Below are 16,157 nucleotides of genomic sequence, written 5' to 3'. Positions count from 1 at the left end.
GTTGATTTACCGCCGCCGGCCCGACACAAGCGAGCCCATGGCGCGCATCTTTTCCGGCATCCAGCCGACCGGCATCCCCACCCTGGGCAACTATCTCGGCGCGATCCGCAACTGGGTCACGCTGCAGGCGGAGCACGAGTGCATCTTCTGCCTCGTCGACCTGCACGCCATCACCCAGTTCCAGGACCCCGCCACGCTGGCGCGACAGACCCGCGAGCAGGCCGCCGTGCTGCTCGCCTGCGGCATCGACCCTGCCGGCCACATCTTCTTCAACCAGTCGGCGGTGTCGGCACATGCACGGCTGGCCTGGATCTTCAACTGCGTCGCCCGGCTCGGCTGGCTGAACCGGATGACCCAGTTCAAGGACAAGGCCGGAAAGGACCGCGAGGCGCAGTCGGCCGGGCTGTATGTCTATCCGAACCTGATGGCCGCCGACATCCTCGCCTATCATGCCACCCAGGTGCCGGTCGGCGACGACCAGCGCCAGCATGTCGAGCTGACCAACGACATCGCGCAGAAGTTCAACCACGATTACGGCGTCGATTTCTTCCCCGAGGTCGCGGCCCTGATCCCGCCCACCGCCGCGCGGGTGATGAGCCTGCGCGACGGCACGAAGAAGATGTCGAAATCCGATCCCTCCGATCAGAGCCGAATCAACCTCACCGACGATGCCGACCAGATCGCGCTCAAGATCCGCCGCGCCAAGACCGACCCCAAACCGCTGCCCGCCGATCCCGCGGGTCTTGAAGGTCGCGCCGAGGCGCGCAATCTGATCGATATCTACACCGCCCTGTCGGGCGAAACCCGTCAGGGCGTGCTGGACCGTTTCGGCGGCGGCGGCTTCGGACCGTTCAAGGAGGCGCTGGCCGCAGTGCTGGTCGAGCATCTGGCCCCGATCGCCGCCGAGACGCAGCGCCTCCTGCGCGACGAGACGGCGATCGACGCCGTGCTGCGCGACGGTGCCGGGCGGGCCGGCGCGGTCGCCGAGCCGATCGTGCGCGAAGCCGAGCGGTTGGTCGGGTTCCTGCGTTGATTTCTTCTTTTTCTGAAGAAAAAGAAGCAAAAAGACTTCTGTCCGTCTGACGACGTCGCCGCGTGCGGCATCGTCGTCAACGGATAAAGGTTTTTTGGTTCTTTTTTGCAAAAAAGAACATCCTCATGAAGCAAGCACAGACCGTCATCACGATTTCCACGCGCGGCAAGGGTCTGGTCCCCATCGACCGCCCTGTCTTGTCCTGGGTCGCCGAACAGGAGATCGGGACCGGCCTGCTGACGCTGTGGTGTCGGCACACCTCCGCCTCGCTGCTGGTGCAGGAAAACGCCGATCCGGACGTCCGCACCGATCTCGAGGCGTATTTCGAGACCATCGCGCCGGAGGACCCGTCCCGCTACGTCCACGGCATGGAGGGGCCCGACGACATGCCGGCGCATCTGCGCACCGCGCTGACCCAGAGCGGGCTCACCATCCCCCTCGCCGGTGGCAGGCCGGTCCTCGGGACGTGGCAGGGGCTGTATCTGTTCGAACATCGCGCCGCGCCGCACCGCCGCCAGGTGGTGCTGCATCTGCTGGGAGACTGACCCGATGCCGATCGACATGCTCGCGAAGGGGCTGCGCGCCTCGCTGCCGCCCAGCCTGCCGGTGGTGCTGATCCCGGGACTGCTGGCCTCACCGCGGCTCTACGCTCCGGTGATGCCGGCGCTGTGGCGCTCGGGGGCGGTGAGCGTGGCCGACACCGTGCATGCCGATACCATCGCCGGCATGGCCGCGCGGCTGCTCGCCGACGCGCCGGAGCGCTTCGCGCTGGCGGGGCTGTCGATGGGCGGCTATGTCGCGATGGAGGTGATGCGACAGGCGCCCGGGCGCGTCGATCGCCTTGCCCTGCTCGACACCTCCGCCCGACCCGACACGGCAGAGGCGGCTGCCGGGCGCGAGCGTCAGATCGAGGTGGCGGAATCGGGGCGCTTCGGCGACCTGATCGCGCGCGCCTTTCCCCAGCTCGTGCATTCCGACCGTCATGGCGACACCGAACTGCAGGCGCTGATGGCGGCGATGGCCGAGGATGTCGGCGCCCGCGCATTCGTCGCCCAGCAGCGCGCGATCATGAAGCGGATCGATTCACGCCCGTCGCTGTCGACGATCGCCTGCCCCACACTGGTGCTGGTGGGAGCGGAGGACCAGCTCACGCCGCCGGTCGTCGCCCGTGAGATGGCAGATGCGATCGCGGGCGCGAAACTCGTCGAGATACAGCGCTGCGGCCATATCTCGACACTCGAACAGCCCGAGGCGGTCAGCCGAGCATTGACCGCCTGGCTGAGCGCCTGAGGCTCAGAACTTCGCGCTGACCGTGAAGGTGACCGCGAAGGGCTCGCCGGGCAGCGAGTCGGCGAACTGTGGCGAGCAGCCGTAGTTGCTGATCGCCTGGCCGGCGAACGGACCCGAGCTGAACGTGCCGCAGGAGGACGGCGACACCTGCTTGTAATAGTACTGGTGGAAGTGCTGGTTGAACAGGTTGTAGATGTTGAGGTTGAAGCCGAGCTGATGCAGAGGGCCGACGCCCTTGACCGGCAGCGTGTAGTTCGCATCCAGCAGGAACACCATGAACGGCGCGATGCCGCCGTTCGGATCATAGGTCGTCGCACCGCTGGTGACGTTGTAATAGTTGTAGCTGCCGAAAGGCCCGACGCCGGGCAGCGCACCGACATTGGTGAAGCCGTCGAGATCGTAGCTGGTGTGCTGGCGACCGGTGTACTGGCCGGTGAAGCGGATCGACGCATTGTCGTCGCGCAGGAAGGTGTTCCTGTGCGCATAGGTCGCGCTCATCGAGGCGATCCAGTCCGGCACGCCGGTCACTGGGGTGCCGCGCTGGACGATGCCGAACTGGTCCTCCTGCACGGTGACGTAGCCGAGCGAGGTGGCGAGGTACTTTGCCAGCGTCTTGGAAAAATTGCCCGAGAGCTGGAAGTCCGGCGTCACCTGCCACTTCACCGCGCCCTCGATGCCCTTCATCTCGCGCTGACCGTTGTTGGTGTAGAACGATTCGCCGGCCAGCGGACCCGACTGGTAGGAGAAATAGCCGAAATCGCGCTCGACATGCTGATAGAAATAATCGAGCGAGAGCGCGACGCGCGAGGTGTCGTATTTGATGCCGCCCTCGTACATGTGCACGATCGAGGCGCTTGGCGGCGTGCCGATCAGGCTCGGGCCGAAGTCCGACACCGGTGCGAACAGGGCGGACTGGCCCATGCTGCCGTAGACCGACAGACCGCGCAGCGCGGGCACGAGCTTGTCGAAATCATAGGAGACGTTGAGGAACGGCAGCCATTCGCGATCCCATTTATGCGCCTTGTAGGCGCCGGTGAGGCAGGGGTTGCCGGCCTGGCAGTAATCGGTCGCCAGCAACGAGGCGGAGGGGGTGCCGTCGAAGATCTTGCTGCCGAGATCGGACGAGTCCGTCCCTTCCAGGGTCACGCCCGGCGTGACGTGCAGGGTGTTGTGCAGGAAATCGATGCGGTCCTGAGCGAAGCCCTGATAGATGGTACGCTGCGTGCCACCGTCATAGCCGCTGACGAGATTGGCGGGATTTGCCCCGACATCGGGCGTGCTGCCCGCATAGGTGCGCATGGCCGGCGAGGTCGACTTGGCGATCAGCGAACCGATCTGGATGGTGTTGTCGATCCCCCAGACGCGGGGCGGGGTGATCGTCAGGCGCGGCCGGATACCGTAGGTGTCGGTATGCTGCGTCGTATATTGCGCGTTGTAGCCGCAGGGACTGACCTGCCCGGCGGCAGCCCAGCGCGCCGTCACGTCGGCGGGGCAGGCAGCGGTGCTGCCGTCATAGGTATAGACCTGTGGATCGTAGAAGATGTTGCCGGGCCCATAGAGGCCCTGCTCGCCGAAACCGGCGATCGTCTGGTTGAACGGGCTTGCGCCACCCACAGTCACCGAGCCCGGTTCGCCGTTCGGCCCGAAGATCTCGGGGTTGGCGTAGGTCTGCGTGGTGGTGTCGGAGTAGCGGTAGAACGCCGTCACACCCGCTGACAGCCAGTCGTTGATGTAACTGTCATTGTTCAGCATCAGAGTGAAATAGTCGTTGTTCTGGCGCATGAACTCCTCGTCCGGCGAGTAGTTCGCATAGGTGCCGTAGGCCTGGGTGTAGGGCTCCGGAATCGGCTCGGGGGTGAACAGGCCGGACCCGGTGTTGTAGATCACCGTTGCCTGGAACTTCGATGTTCCCTGGTTATAGGGCTTGTCGAAAGCGAAATAGAGATTGTTGTAGCGCGCGGGGGTGTAGTCGACGAACCCCTTGGTCTGCATGTTGCTGTATTTGACCATCATGCTCGGTGCGTCGACGCCGGTGCCCAGCGCACCGCCGAGGATGTTGTCGAGCTTGCCGCTCTGCAGTTCGACGGCTTCCTGCCAGGTGCCGAACGAGCCCACGCTGCCCGACAGCGTCGCCGAGCGCTTGTCGTCGGGGCGCAGCGAGCTGTAGGCAACGGTGCCGCCGATGGTGCCGAAGGTGTTCTGGTTCGGATAGGCCACGCCGGGCAGGATCGAAACCCCGCTGATCTGGTCGAGATTGAACGGACCGGAGATGGCGTTGCTGAGATAGGAACCCGAACCGCCATATTGCAGATCCTGCATCGGCACGCCGTCGAGTGTCTGCGCGACCTCGAGACCACGCACGCCGCGGATCGACAGCACCGGCTCGTTGTTGCCGATGCCCTGCTGGTAGACATAGACCGACGGTGCGTTGCGCAGCAGGGTCGCGACCGAACCCTGGATGCCGGTCTGCGAGATGTCGGCCTGGCCGAGTTCGGTCACCGCGCTGGGCGCGTTACGCTCGCGCACCAGCCGGCGCTGCGCGCGCACGACGATGCTTTCCGATCCGCCCGTCTGCGACTGCGATGTCGCCACGGCGGTGGTCGCTGGCGGCTCGGCCACCGGAGCCACCGCCGGCGCTGCGACCGCGGCGGTATGGGCACGGTGGGCATGGGCCGGATGATGACGCGCAGTCTTCTTCGCCGGCTTTGGCGCGTTGGTGGCGGGAGCGTCCTGCGCGCCGGCCTGCGGCACACCCGCGACCTGAGGCGCGATGAGACCGGCGGCGAGGGCGGTGGCGGCGATCAGGGCGCGACGGCCCGGCGCGAGACGCGGCCGGAAGACCGATGCAGACATGCGGCTTGCTCCTGTGACGCGTAATAATTGCGCCACGAAACCGGCGCCATCCGCCCGTCGGCAAGAGCAAACCGCCTGTCAGCCATCGCCGGGGCGCATGACTGTGGCGAAAGAAGCACGTTTGTGTCTGGTAGATTTTAGGAAGGTATCAGTTCATTGCAAAAGGAAATCCGGGAATGACCGTGTGTACGGCTCATGAACGTCACGTCATGACTTTCCGTTTATTTCCGCGAGACACCCGAGTTGTTGCGGTCTGGCATTGTTCCGGCTTCAAGGGGGCCCGTTCACGGCTCGGCCCAGCGCCGTACCAGGTTGTGGTAGATCGCGGTGAGCGCCACGACCTGCGCATGCAGCGGGTCGAGCTCGCCCCCCAGCGCCTGGATCGAGTGGTCGAGCTCGAACAGGATACGGCGCTGCGCATCGTCGCGGATCAGGCTTTGCAGCCAGAACACCGCCACCAGCCGCTCGCCGCGCTGCACCGGCTCGACCCGGTGCAGCGACGAGGACGGATACAGCACCATCTGGCCGGCCCGCAGCCTGATCTCACGCGGGCCGAACACGTCCTCGATCACCAGCGCGCCGCCCTCGAAATCGTCGTCCAGCATCAGGGTCGCCGACAGATCGGTGCGCAACGTGCCGCGCCCGGTCATGCGGATGGCATTGTCGACATGGGCGCCGAACGTCTGGCCCGGCCCGTAGCTGTTGAACAGCAGCGGCGAGATCCGCTGCGGCAGGGCGGCGGAGACGAAGCGCGGGCTGCGATGCAGCGCAGCCCCGATCTCGGCCGAGAGTTCGAGGGCGACAGGATCGTCCTCGGCGAGCTGTCGGTTGCGCTTGACGCGCGCCGACTGGTGGCCGGCGGTCATCCGCCCGTCCAGCCAGTGCGCGTCGCGCCGCAGCCTTGCCCGCATCGCGCCGAGCGCGTCGGCCTCGATGATGTCGTCGAGGACGACCAGCATCAGAGCTTGTAGTCGAAGCTGAACAGCGCCGCCCGCGCGGGGCCCATCACGATATGGCTGGGATGCAGCGCATCGTAATAGGTGGTGTCGGTGACGTTGGTGAGGTTCACCTGGCCGGAGAAGCGCGGGGTGATCTGATACTTCGCCATCAACTGCATCGTCGCGTAGCCCGGCGCACGCTCGATCACCGTGGTGCCGGAGATCGGCAGCGAGCTGGCGGTGCGGGTGGAGACGTAGTTCACGCCCGCGCCCAGCTCCATCGGCAGCCAGGGCAGGTGGTATTCGGTCCACAATGCCACGGTATGCTTGGGCGCGTTGGGCGGGGAGTTGCCGAGCTCGAGCCGGTTCGGCGAGGAGACCACAACGACGTCGTTGTAGCTGTAGCCGCCGAAAATCTCCCAGCGCCTCGTGATGTGGCCGCTCGCCTGGAGCTCGAAGCCGCGCGCGCGGTAGTTGCCGGCGAGGATGGTCTGCGTCGCATCGGCCGGGTTGGTTTCGCGGACGTTGTACATCTGGATCTGATAGACCGCAGAGGTCAGCGACAGCCGGCCGATATCCCATTTGCCGCCGAGCTCGACCGTGGCCGAGGTCTCGGGCGGCACCGCCGCAGTCGACGCAGTCAGCGAGACGTTCTCGCCCGAGGGATCGAAGCTGGTGCCGCCGCTGACATAGACCGAGGCGTTGTCGACCGGATGATAGACGATCGCCCCGCGCCAGGACGGCTTCTGGTCGGTGCGGGTGACATGCACCGCGGGGGCGACGATCTGCTTGTATTCGGTGGTGTACTGGTCCCAGCGCCAGCCGAGCAGCACCTGCCAGTGGCGGCCGAAGCTGAGTGTGTCGTTGATGTAGGGCGCCACATCGTTCGACACCGTCCCGGAGATCGAGCGCAGCGTCGGCCGCACGGTCAGCGCAGCACCGGTATTGGGGTCGAACAGCGGCGTGGTAGTGCGCGGCAGATAGGTCCAGCGGGTGATGTCCGCGCTCTGGCGCTGCACCTCGACGCCGCCGGTCATCTGGTGGCGGATGCCGAAGGTCGCGAAATCGGCGGCGAACTCGGCCTGGTTGTCGAGCAGCGTCGACGGGCCGGTCAGTGCGAGCACGTTGCGCGAGATGTTGACCGACGACAGCGGCACGTTCGCATTGACGATGTTCTGGTAAGGCGAATAGCCGAGGATCAGCGGCTCGGTGGCGCGCTGGCCGAGATTGTAGGTCGAGTAGCGGAGCTGGTCGCGGAGGCGGAGATGCGAATTGACCGTGTGGTCCAGCCGCAGCGTGCCGACATTGACGATCGAGCGCAGGTAGTCGTCGCGATAGCCGTAATAGTTCGACCGCGACACCGGCGCGGGGCTGCCGTTGATCCAGGGGATGCCGTAATACTGGCGATCGAACGACTGCTGGCGGAAATAGTCGATGCGGAACACCGTGTCGGTGTTCAGACCGAAGGCCAGCGAGGGCGCGATGCCGTAGCGTCGCGTGCGGGCGAGGTCGATGCCCGCCATGCCGGCATCATGCACCATCGCGTTGAGACGGAAGGCGGAGCCGCCGAGCATCGACGACTGGCGGCCGTAATCGATCGTTGCCCGCGTGGTGCCGTCGGTGCCGAAGGCGGCGGTGGCCTCGGTATGCGCGCCGCCGGCGGCCTTGGTGGTCTGGTTGATCACGCCACCCGTCGAGCCGCGCCCGAATAGCGTCGCCGACGGCCCCTTGAGCACGTCGATCGACTCCAGATCGAACGGGTCGCGGTAGTAGCTGCCGAAATCGAGCATGCCGTCGCGGTAGAAATCGTTCTGCGCGTTGAAGCCGCGGATCGACAGGTTGTCGCCCTGCTGGCCGCCCTCGCCGGCGGCGATCGAGATGCCGGGCACGGTCTTGAGTGCCTGCAGCATGTTGACCGTGCCCTGGTCCTTGAGCAGCGCCTGCGGGATCACGGTGATGCTCTGCGGGGTGTCGACCAGCCGGGTGGCGATGCGGCTGAGATGCGCGCTTTTCTCCTGATAGCCGCGCACCCCGTGCACCAGATAGCTCTCCTCCTCGACCCTGCCGTCATAGCCGGCATGCTCCGTCCCCGGGTGATCGTGGTCGTGGTCATGGTCGTGGTCATGACGGTGATGCTCGCCGCCATGCCGATGGCCGCCCTCGTCGGCGGCCGCATCGCCCGGCGGTGTCGCCGCCTGTGCTGCCGGCAGCCACAGCCACGCGCCGGCCAGCGCCAGTCCGACCGTGGGAGTTGAGCTTGCCATCGGGTCGGTCTCCAGTTGATAACGCTTCTCAGTCGCGTCGACTTAAGTGAAACATTTCCCTATGGCAATCCTTTCCCGCCTGCGCCGGGCAAAACCTGCCCCCGCCCCGCCCGACGCGCTGCGCGCCGCCGCGGAGGCCGGGCATGTCGAGGCCCAGATGCTGTATGCGCAGGCCCTGCTCGACGGCGCGGCCGGACAGCCACGCGATCCGGCGCGTGGCTTCAGCTGGTTCTGCATCGCCGCCGGGGCCGGCCATGCGCCGGGCCTCAACATGCGCGGCCGCTGCCTCGAACAGGGCTGGGGAACCACCCGCGACCTTGCTGCCGCGGCGGCCTCCTATCGGGCCGCCGCAGCGCTCGGTGACCCATGGGGGCGCTACAACCTCGCCAACATGCAACTGCGCGGCCGTGGCGTGCCGCGCGACCGCCTCGCGGCCTATGCGCTGTTCGAGGCGGCCGCACGGGACGGCCACGCCAAGTCGATGAACCTCGTCGCCCGCTTCCATGACGAGGGCTGGGACCGCCCGCGCGATCCTGCCATCGCGCTGCAGTGGTATCGCCGGTCGGCGGAGGCCGGCGATTATCGCGGCCGCCACAACCTCGCCGTCTGGCACGCCGAGCGCGGCCAGTGGCAGGAGGCCGTGGGGCTCTGGCAGGCCGCCCTGCCCGAGGCGACCGAGGACATCCTTACCGCGATGGCGCAGGTCACCGCGATTGCCTGCGCGAACGCACCCACGCCCGAACTCAAACGACTTGCCGGCGAGATCGCCGCACGTCTGCGCCCTCAGCCTGCCGCTGACAGCCGCGCACGGTAGGAATCGAGCACCACGGCGAGGATGATCACCGCGCCGGTGACGATCTGGCGGCTGAAATCGCTCATCCCCATCAGCACCAGCCCGTTGCCGAGCACGCCGATGACGATCGCGCCGAGCAGCGTGCCGAACAGCGAGCCTCGGCCGCCGGACAGCGAGGTGCCGCCGATGATCACCGCAGCGATCGCGTTGAGCTCGAACCCCACGCCGAGGATCGGATTGGCGATCGACAGCCGCGTGACATAGACCATCGCCGCGATGCCGACGCACAGCCCGGTGATGGTGAAGGCGGCGACACGGACCCGCAGCGTGCGATGCCCCGACAGCCGCACCGCCTCCTCGTTGTTGCCGATCGCATAGATCATCCGCCCGAACACGGTACGCGTCAGCACCACCCAGCCGAAGGCGAGCAGGCCGAGTGCGAGCAGGAACATCAGCGGCAGACCGAACAGATGCGCACTGCCGAAGGCGAGGAAGGCATCGGGAAAATCATAGATCGAGCGCGCATCGGTCACCTCCAGTGCCGAGCCGCGCGCCACGTTGAGCATGCCGAGCGTGACGATGAAGGAGGGGATACCCCACAACGCGCTGATCGCGCCGTTGAGCGCCCCCGCCACCATGCCCACCGCGAGGCTGGCGGCGATGCCTGCGCAGACCGCGGCCCAGGGCGGCAGGAACGGCGCCTGCATCACCGTGCCACCGACCACGGCACACAACGCCATCACTGCGCCGACCGACAGGTCGATGCCCCCGATCAGGATCGCGAACGTCATCCCCGTCGCCAGGATCAGGTTGATGGTGACCTGGGTGAGGATGTTCGACAGGTTGGTCTCGCCCAGGAAGCCCGGTGCGAACAGCGCGAAGAACGCCACCACCAGCAGCAGCGCGACACCGATGCCGGCCTCGCGCACCACGGCGCGCAGGCGCCGTGCGAGGGGATCGGTCAAGGTCCGGCTCCTGAGGTGCGGGGATCGACAAAGCCGCGATAGGCGAGTTCGAGGATGCGCTCCTCGCTGAACTCGGCGCGTTCGAGACTGCCGGCGATGCGGCCGCGCGACATCACCTCGATGCGGTCGCACAGCCGCATCAGCTCGGGCAGCTCCGACGAGACCACCAGCAGCGCGTGGCCGGAGGCGGCGAGGCGGTCCAGCAGGTCGTGGATCTCCGCCTTCGCACCGACATCGATGCCGCGGGTCGGCTCGTCGAGCATCAGCACGCGCGTCCCGGCCAATAGCCATTTCGCCAGCACCACCTTCTGCTGGTTGCCGCCCGACAGCTCGACCACCTTCTGGCCCGGGCCGCTCAGCCGTGTCGACAGCCGCCCCGCCTGTTCCATGCAGGCCGCACGCTCGGCGGCCGGGCGCAGGATGCCGGCCCGCGCGATGCGGCGCAGGGCGGCGAGCGAGGTGTTGATCGCGGCCGACATCGGCAACACCAGCCCCTCCCGCTTGCGGTCCTCGGTCAGCAGTCCGATCCCCTGACGGGTCGCGTCCGACGGCGCGGCGATGCGAACTTCGTGCCCGTCGCGCAGCATCGTGCCGGGCGCACGTCCGTCGGCACCGAAGATCGCACGCAGCAGCTCGGTCCGCCCCGCCCCCACCAGCCCGGCGATGCCGACGATCTCGCCATGACGCAGCACGAGGTCGATGCCGCCCGGCCGCTCGCCGGCGACCTGCCTGGGCGCGGAGGGCGCAGCCCGCGGCCTCACCCCGCGCAATTCGAGCGCGGGCGGTCGCGACGCGTCGGGCGGCGGACGCAGGTGCCCGGCCGCCGCCTCCTGCGCGGCAAGCGCGCGCCCGAGCATCGCGCGGATCAGGCCCGACGCATCGGTCTGCGCCGTGGGCCGTGTCTCGACCAGCCTGCCGTTCCGCAGCACGCTGACCCGGTCGCACAGCGCGAAGATCTCGGCGAGGTGGTGCGAGACATAGATCATCGTCATGCCGCGCGCGCGCAGCCGTTCGATCAGCTCGAACAGGCGCGCGCTCTCGCGCGGTGTCAGCGTCGCGGTCGGCTCGTCGAGGATCAGCACACGGCCTTCGGTCTCGCCGCCGCCGACGGCGCGGGCGATCTCGATGAGCTGGCACTGCGCGATGCCCAGGGTCTCGACCCGGCGCCGCGGATCGAGACCGTCCAGCCCCACCGAGGCGAGCAGGGCGCGGGCGCGCTCGTCCAGCCGTCGCCGGTCGAGCAGCCCGGCGCGGCGCGGCAGGCGCTCGAAGAGCAGGTTCTCGGCCACGCTGAGCGCAGGCAGCAGGTTGAGCTCCTGATGCACGACCCGCAGCCCGGCGCGGATCGCATCCAGCGGCACCGAGGGCGCATAGGGCGCGCCGCCAAGGCGCATCGTGCCCGCGTCCGGCCGGTGGATGCCGGCCAGCAGGCGGATCAGGCTCGACTTGCCCGCCCCGTTCTCGCCGGCGAGCGCATGCATCTCGCCGCCCGCGATCGACAGCGACACGCCGTCGAGCGCCAGCACGCCGGGGAAACGCTTGGTCAGCCCGTCCAGCTCGAGCATCGCCGGCTCAGGCGACGTCGCGACCCGTCACCAGCTTGAGCGGGGTGCGGATCCAGCCGGTCAGGTTCTGACCGGCGAGCTCCTTGAGCACGTTGTCGAGCCCCGCGGCGGCGAGCTGCGAGCCGAACTGATCGACGGTGGCGAGCACCTCGCCATCCTTGAGCAACGGCCGGATGGCAGGGATGTTGTCGAAGCTCACCACCTTGATGCGGCCGCGCGCACCGCTCGCCTCGATCGCCTTGACCACGCCGAGCGCCATCGAGTCATTGGCCGCCATCACGCCCTGGATGTCGGGATGCGCGGTGAGCATGTTCGAGAACACCGTATTGGCCTCCTCGGTCTCCCAGTGCGCGGTGCGGCTGTCGAGCAGGGTGAGGCCGCCGGCGCCGATCGCGTCCATGAAGCCGAGCTTGCGCTGCGCGCCGTTCTCCGCCCCCGGGTTGCCCTCCACGATCGCCACCTTGCCGCCCTGGCCGAGCGCGTGCGCCAGCACCTCGCCCGACATGCGCGCGCCGGCGCGGTTGTCGGGACCGACGAAGGCGATGTCGACGTGATGGCGCGCCAGCGCCTGCGGATCGAAGGCGACGTCGATATTGATCACCTTGATGCCGGCCCGCATCGCCCGCGCGACGGGGGGCACCAGGGCGCGGGAGTCGGCCGGCGCTATCACCAGGCCGCTGATCCCGCGCGCCACCAGCGTCTCGACGGCGGCGATCTGGCCGTCGATATCGGTCTCGGACTGGATGCCGACCGCCAGCAGATCGAAATCGCCGCGCTTGCCCGCGTAGGCGACCGCGCCTTCCTGCATGTCCTTGAAGAACTCGTTGGCCAGCGATTTCATCACCAGCCCGATCTTCGGCCGGCCGGCTCCGGCGGCTCCGGGGGCGGCGCGCAGTGGACGCGGCAGCAGCAGGGAGCCCATGCCGACGCATGAGCCCAGGAACAGACGACGATCCATGATGACGTTTCCCGTGGTGTTTTTTTCTTGTCGTGTGGCCGGCTTTGCCGGTCCAGGCGCCACGCTAGCAGCGCACGGGGTCGCCGCCAATCCTGACCTTGGGGTCAGCTTCGGGTCTGTAGCTCAGGGCGATGGGGGGGAAGGCTGGAGCGGGCGAAGGGAATCGAACCCTCCTCGGTAGCTTGGAAGGCTACTGCATTACCACTATGCTACGCCCGCGCCGGACGCCTGCGTTAAACCGCGTCTCGGACCGTCCCGCAAGACCCGTTGCGCGCGTCACCGACCGACCGCTCTTGACTTTGGCGGCCGCGCGTTCTTTTTACGGCGCTCGCGCCGGGTGCGGACAGGCAGGACAGGCTTGGCTGCGGACGGCTCGCTGCGGCGCCGGGTTCGGTCCTGCAGGGGTGTAGCTCAATTGGCTAGAGCGCCGGTCTCCAAAACCGGAGGCTGGGGGTTCGAGACCCTCCACCCCTGCCACCGGCCGGACCGGCGAGCGCCGCACGGATCCGACCTGCCCTTTTCCTGCCCGGAGCGGTCTGAATACCGATATGTCGGGCGGCGTGCCGTCCGGCGCGCCGGTCTGCTCTGTGCTGTGTCTGCTGTCATGAGGGTGTCGTCACCTTGGCCGTCTCACCGATGAAATTCCTGGCCGACGTGCGTGCCGAAGCACAGCGCGTCACCTGGCCGACCCGTCGCGAGACGCTGATCACCACCGGGCTGGTGCTGGCCATGGCAGCTCTGACGGCGGCATTCTTCTTCATCGTCGATCAGCTGATCGGCATCGCGGTACGTTCTTTGTTTGGCCTGGGGGGCTGAGGGTCGGATCATGGCCAAGCGCTGGTATGTCGTTCACGTCTATTCGGGCTTCGAGAAGAAGATCGCCGCCGCCATCAAGGAGCAGGCCGCTCTGAAAGGCCTCGACGACCATTTCGAGGAGGTCCTGGTGCCGTCCGAGGACGTCATCGAGGTCCGCCGCGGCCAGAAGGTCAATTCCGAGCGCAAGTTCTTCCCCGGTTACGTGCTGGTGAAGATGGAGCTCACCGACGACGCCTGGCATCTGGTCAAGGACACCCCCAAGGTGACCGGCTTCCTCGGCAGCAAGACCCGCCCCTCGCCGATCACCGAGGCCGAGGCCGAGCGCATCATGAAGCAGAGCACCGAGGGCGTCGAACGTGCCCGCCCGGCGGTGATCTACGTCATCGGCGAGCAGATCCGCGTCGCCGACGGCCCGTTCACCAGCTTCAACGGCGTCGTCGAGGAAGTCGACGAGGAGAAGGGTCGCCTCAAGGTCAGCGTGTCGATCTTCGGCCGCTCGACTCCCGTCGATCTCGAGTTCGGTCAGGTCGAGAAGGTCTGACCGCCCTGTCCGGCGCCGCCTTGACTGTCCCGCCCGAGACCTGGCAGGTCGGCCCGGCGCGGATCGCGCGCATCGTCGAGACCGGGTTCGATGTCCCGCTCGCCACGCTGCTGCCCACGCTGCCGCCGGATGCGGCCGCCTCCGGCACCGCCACCCTGAGTGTGCATGCCTGGCTGGTCACATGGCCGGACGAGACCGGCACGCGGCAGGTGCTGGTCGATGCCGGCATCGGCAATCACAAGACCCGCCCGAGCCCGGCCTTCGACCGGCTCGACACGCCCTGGCTCGCGCGGCTGGAGGCGGCGGGGGCGACACCGTCCACGATCACGGACGTGCTCATCACCCATCTGCACCCCGACCATGTTGGCTGGCTGACCCGCCGGGTCGACGGACAGTGGGTGCCGAGCTTCCCCGGTGCCCGCGTCTTCCTGCCGCGTGCGGGCTATGAGTTCTTCCGCTCGGAGATCGGGCAGGCGCACCGCAACGCCGGGCTGCTCGCCGACAGCATCGAGCCGGTGGTCGCCACCGGGCAGGCGGTGTTCGTCGACGCGTCCGGCCGTCCGGATGGCGGCACCCTGCCGCCCGGCTTCACCTATCTGCCGAGCCCGGGCCATTCGGTCGATCATTTCTCGGTCCGCCTCGACGTCGCCGACGCGACCGTGCTGTTCGCCGGCGACGTCATGCACCAGCCGGTGCAGGTCGCCCACCCGGACCACTCGTCGATGTTCTGCGCCGACCCCCTTCAGGCGACGGCGTCGCGCCATGCCATGCTCGCCCTGGCCGAACGCAGCGACGCGCTGGTCTGCAGCAGCCATTTTCCTGGCCCGTCGGCCGGCCGGGTGGTGGCGGAGGGCGCGACCTATCGCTGGCGCGACGAACCGGCCTCGCCCGGCCCGGGCTGGGGGGGCGGGACCGCCAGCCAGACCGGCAGCGCCGCCCGCAGCAGGACGCGAAAACCCTCCTCGATACCCTCGACCTCGCCCGATGCGCCCGGGGCGAGGATCACCGTCTTCGACATCTGCAGGATCATCACCGCGACCTGCGCCGCGCGGTGCGGATCGAGCTCCGGCGCCGACCGGCAGAGCGCACGGGCGATCCGCTCGCGCAGCCCGGCGCGGATCTCGGCCCGGACACCGGACTGACCTGCGGAGCCGGCATCGAGCATCGCCATGCCCGCCGCACGCGCCGTCGCGTGGCGCAGCATCAGCGTCGAAAGCGCATCGGCCAGCCCGGCCGCATCCACCGGCTGCCCCGCCAGGGCGTCGAGTTCGGCGTAGAGCTGGCCGAAGCACCGCTCCAGCACGCCGCGCGCCACCGCCTCCTTGCCGGGAAAGAACTGGTACAGCGAGCCGATCGATGCGCCCGCCCCGGCAGCGATCGCGGTCATCGTCGCCGCCGCATAGCCCTGGGTGGCAAACACGCGCTCCGCCGAATCCAGCAGTGCCGCCACCCGGGCCGTACCGCGCGAACGCCGCGGCGGCCGCGGGCGATCAGAGTTTTGTGAGGATTGGCTCACATATCTTGCCTTTCATGAGCCCTTCCTCATAAATGCCCCGACCTCAACGGAGCAAGCCCGATGACCGATCGCCTCACCCTCGACCCCCGGCGCACCGCCCTGGTGCTGATCGACCTGCAACGCGGCATCCTCGCCCTGCCCGGCCTGACCCCGCACAGTGCCGACGAGGTGCTGTCGCGCTGCACCGCGCTGGCGGAGCGGTTCCGCGCGGCGGGGGCGCCGGTGGTTCTGGTGCATGTCGATCTGGCCGCCGCCCCGCCGAGCCAGCTCGTCGACCAGCCGATGGCCGGGCCGCCGCCAGCGGATTTCGCCGTGCTCGCCGACGGTCTCGAGCGGCCCGGCGACATCGTGGTGCTCAAGCGCCACTGGGGTGCCTTCACCGGCACCGAACTCGACCTGCGGCTGCGCCGGCTGCAGGTCGACACCATCGTGCTGGCCGGCATCGCCACCACGATCGGCGTCGAATCGACCGCGCGCAACGCCTGGGAGCTCGGCTACAACGTGGTGATCGCGCCGGATGCCTGCTCGGCGCCCGGCGAGGGGCTGCATGCGTTTTCCGTCACCCGAACCCTCCCGCGCATCGCCCGGCTGCGCGACAGCGAGGCGATCACCCTCGGCTGAGCGG

The 16,157-nt window shown here is 68.1% G+C and carries 14 protein-coding genes, 2 tRNA genes and 1 pseudogene; 9 read left to right on the top strand and 8 right to left on the bottom strand.

The window, feature by feature from the left end; translation table 11 throughout:
* The first annotated feature begins 37 nt into the window (after window positions 1-37).
* The 3 genes from trpS (at window position 38) to FHR90_RS04230 (ending at window position 2,323) form a co-directional block, all read left to right on the top strand.
* Window positions 38-1,033, top strand: a complete 996-nt coding sequence (gene trpS / locus FHR90_RS04240; RefSeq protein WP_183274816.1) for a tryptophan--tRNA ligase — start codon at window positions 38-40, stop codon at window positions 1,031-1,033.
* Window positions 1,034-1,158: 125 nt separating this feature from the next.
* On the top strand, window positions 1,159-1,578 hold the full coding sequence (locus FHR90_RS04235) for a secondary thiamine-phosphate synthase enzyme YjbQ (protein WP_176623828.1): 420 nt from the start codon (window positions 1,159-1,161) through the stop codon (window positions 1,576-1,578).
* A 4-nt stretch (window positions 1,579-1,582) separates the two neighbouring features.
* Window positions 1,583-2,323: an alpha/beta fold hydrolase gene (locus tag FHR90_RS04230; protein ID WP_246330034.1), complete on the top strand. Its 741-nt coding sequence runs from the start codon at window positions 1,583-1,585 to the stop codon at window positions 2,321-2,323.
* A 3-nt stretch (window positions 2,324-2,326) separates the two neighbouring features.
* Here the strand turns inward: FHR90_RS04230 and FHR90_RS04225 are convergent, their stop codons facing one another.
* The 3 genes from FHR90_RS04225 to FHR90_RS04215 all read right to left on the bottom strand — a co-directional run bounded on the left by FHR90_RS04225 (window position 2,327) and on the right by FHR90_RS04215 (window position 8,378).
* On the bottom strand, window positions 2,327-5,176 hold the full coding sequence (locus FHR90_RS04225) for a TonB-dependent receptor (RefSeq protein WP_183274815.1): 2,850 nt from the start codon (window positions 5,174-5,176) through the stop codon (window positions 2,327-2,329).
* 284 nt (window positions 5,177-5,460) lie between these two features.
* A complete protein-coding gene (locus FHR90_RS04220; RefSeq protein ID WP_176625154.1) occupies window positions 5,461-6,135 on the bottom strand; it encodes a Fe2+-dependent dioxygenase in 675 nt (224 codons plus the stop codon).
* Window positions 6,135-8,378, bottom strand: coding sequence for a TonB-dependent receptor (locus FHR90_RS04215; RefSeq protein ID WP_176625156.1), 2,244 nt, complete (start codon window positions 8,376-8,378; stop codon window positions 6,135-6,137). Before FHR90_RS04215 ends, FHR90_RS04220 begins: the two co-directional genes overlap by 1 nt.
* 61 nt (window positions 8,379-8,439) lie before the next feature.
* Between FHR90_RS04215 and FHR90_RS04210 the strand changes: the two genes are divergently transcribed.
* Window positions 8,440-9,192 (top strand): tetratricopeptide repeat protein, encoded by a 753-nt coding sequence (locus tag FHR90_RS04210; protein WP_183274814.1) that lies wholly within the window; start codon window positions 8,440-8,442, stop codon window positions 9,190-9,192.
* Here the strand turns inward: FHR90_RS04210 and FHR90_RS04205 are convergent.
* From FHR90_RS04205 to FHR90_RS04190, 4 genes are all read right to left on the bottom strand, one after another.
* A complete protein-coding gene (locus tag FHR90_RS04205; RefSeq protein ID WP_176626295.1) occupies window positions 9,162-10,136 on the bottom strand; it encodes an ABC transporter permease in 975 nt (324 codons plus the stop codon). The two genes, FHR90_RS04210 and FHR90_RS04205, sit on opposite strands and share 31 nt — an antisense overlap.
* Entirely contained in the window at window positions 10,133-11,701 is a 1,569-nt protein-coding gene (locus FHR90_RS04200; protein WP_183274813.1) for a sugar ABC transporter ATP-binding protein, read from the bottom strand. The genes FHR90_RS04205 and FHR90_RS04200 overlap by 4 nt, the downstream gene beginning before the upstream one ends.
* 7 nt (window positions 11,702-11,708) lie before the next feature.
* Window positions 11,709-12,659, bottom strand: coding sequence for a sugar ABC transporter substrate-binding protein (locus FHR90_RS04195; protein WP_218062114.1), 951 nt, complete (start codon window positions 12,657-12,659; stop codon window positions 11,709-11,711).
* Window positions 12,660-12,804: 145 nt separating this feature from the next.
* Window positions 12,805-12,878 (bottom strand) — tRNA-Gly (locus FHR90_RS04190).
* Between the two features lie 181 nt (window positions 12,879-13,059).
* Between FHR90_RS04190 and FHR90_RS04185 the strand changes: the two genes are divergently transcribed.
* From FHR90_RS04185 to FHR90_RS04170, 4 genes are all read left to right on the top strand, one after another.
* A tRNA-Trp gene (locus tag FHR90_RS04185) sits at window positions 13,060-13,136 on the top strand.
* A gap of 144 nt (window positions 13,137-13,280) precedes the next feature.
* Window positions 13,281-13,475, top strand: a complete 195-nt coding sequence (gene secE, locus FHR90_RS04180) for a preprotein translocase subunit SecE (RefSeq protein ID WP_176625329.1) — start codon at window positions 13,281-13,283, stop codon at window positions 13,473-13,475.
* 10 nt (window positions 13,476-13,485) lie between these two features.
* On the top strand, window positions 13,486-14,016 hold the full coding sequence (nusG, locus tag FHR90_RS04175; RefSeq protein ID WP_176625327.1) for a transcription termination/antitermination protein NusG: 531 nt from the start codon (window positions 13,486-13,488) through the stop codon (window positions 14,014-14,016).
* 20 nt (window positions 14,017-14,036) lie between these two features.
* Complete coding sequence (locus FHR90_RS04170; RefSeq protein WP_183274812.1) at window positions 14,037-15,158, top strand: MBL fold metallo-hydrolase; 1,122 nt, start codon at window positions 14,037-14,039, stop codon at window positions 15,156-15,158.
* A 179-nt stretch (window positions 15,159-15,337) separates the two neighbouring features.
* Here FHR90_RS04170 and FHR90_RS17775 read toward each other — a convergent pair.
* A pseudogene (locus FHR90_RS17775) lies at window positions 15,338-15,466 on the bottom strand (TetR family transcriptional regulator); the annotation flags it as partial.
* A 126-nt stretch (window positions 15,467-15,592) separates the two neighbouring features.
* On the opposite strand from FHR90_RS17775, the gene FHR90_RS04165 reads away from it, so the two are divergent.
* Window positions 15,593-16,153 carry an isochorismatase family protein gene (locus FHR90_RS04165; RefSeq protein ID WP_176626813.1) on the top strand — a complete coding sequence of 187 codons (561 nt, stop codon included), beginning with the start codon at window positions 15,593-15,595 and terminating at the stop codon, window positions 16,151-16,153.
* Window positions 16,154-16,157: the final 4 nt, after the last annotated feature.

This window comes from Endobacter medicaginis (genome assembly GCF_014192375.1).
GTDB lineage: Bacteria > Pseudomonadota > Alphaproteobacteria > Acetobacterales > Acetobacteraceae > Endobacter > Endobacter medicaginis.
This window is presented reverse-complemented; position numbering and strand designations above follow the sequence as displayed.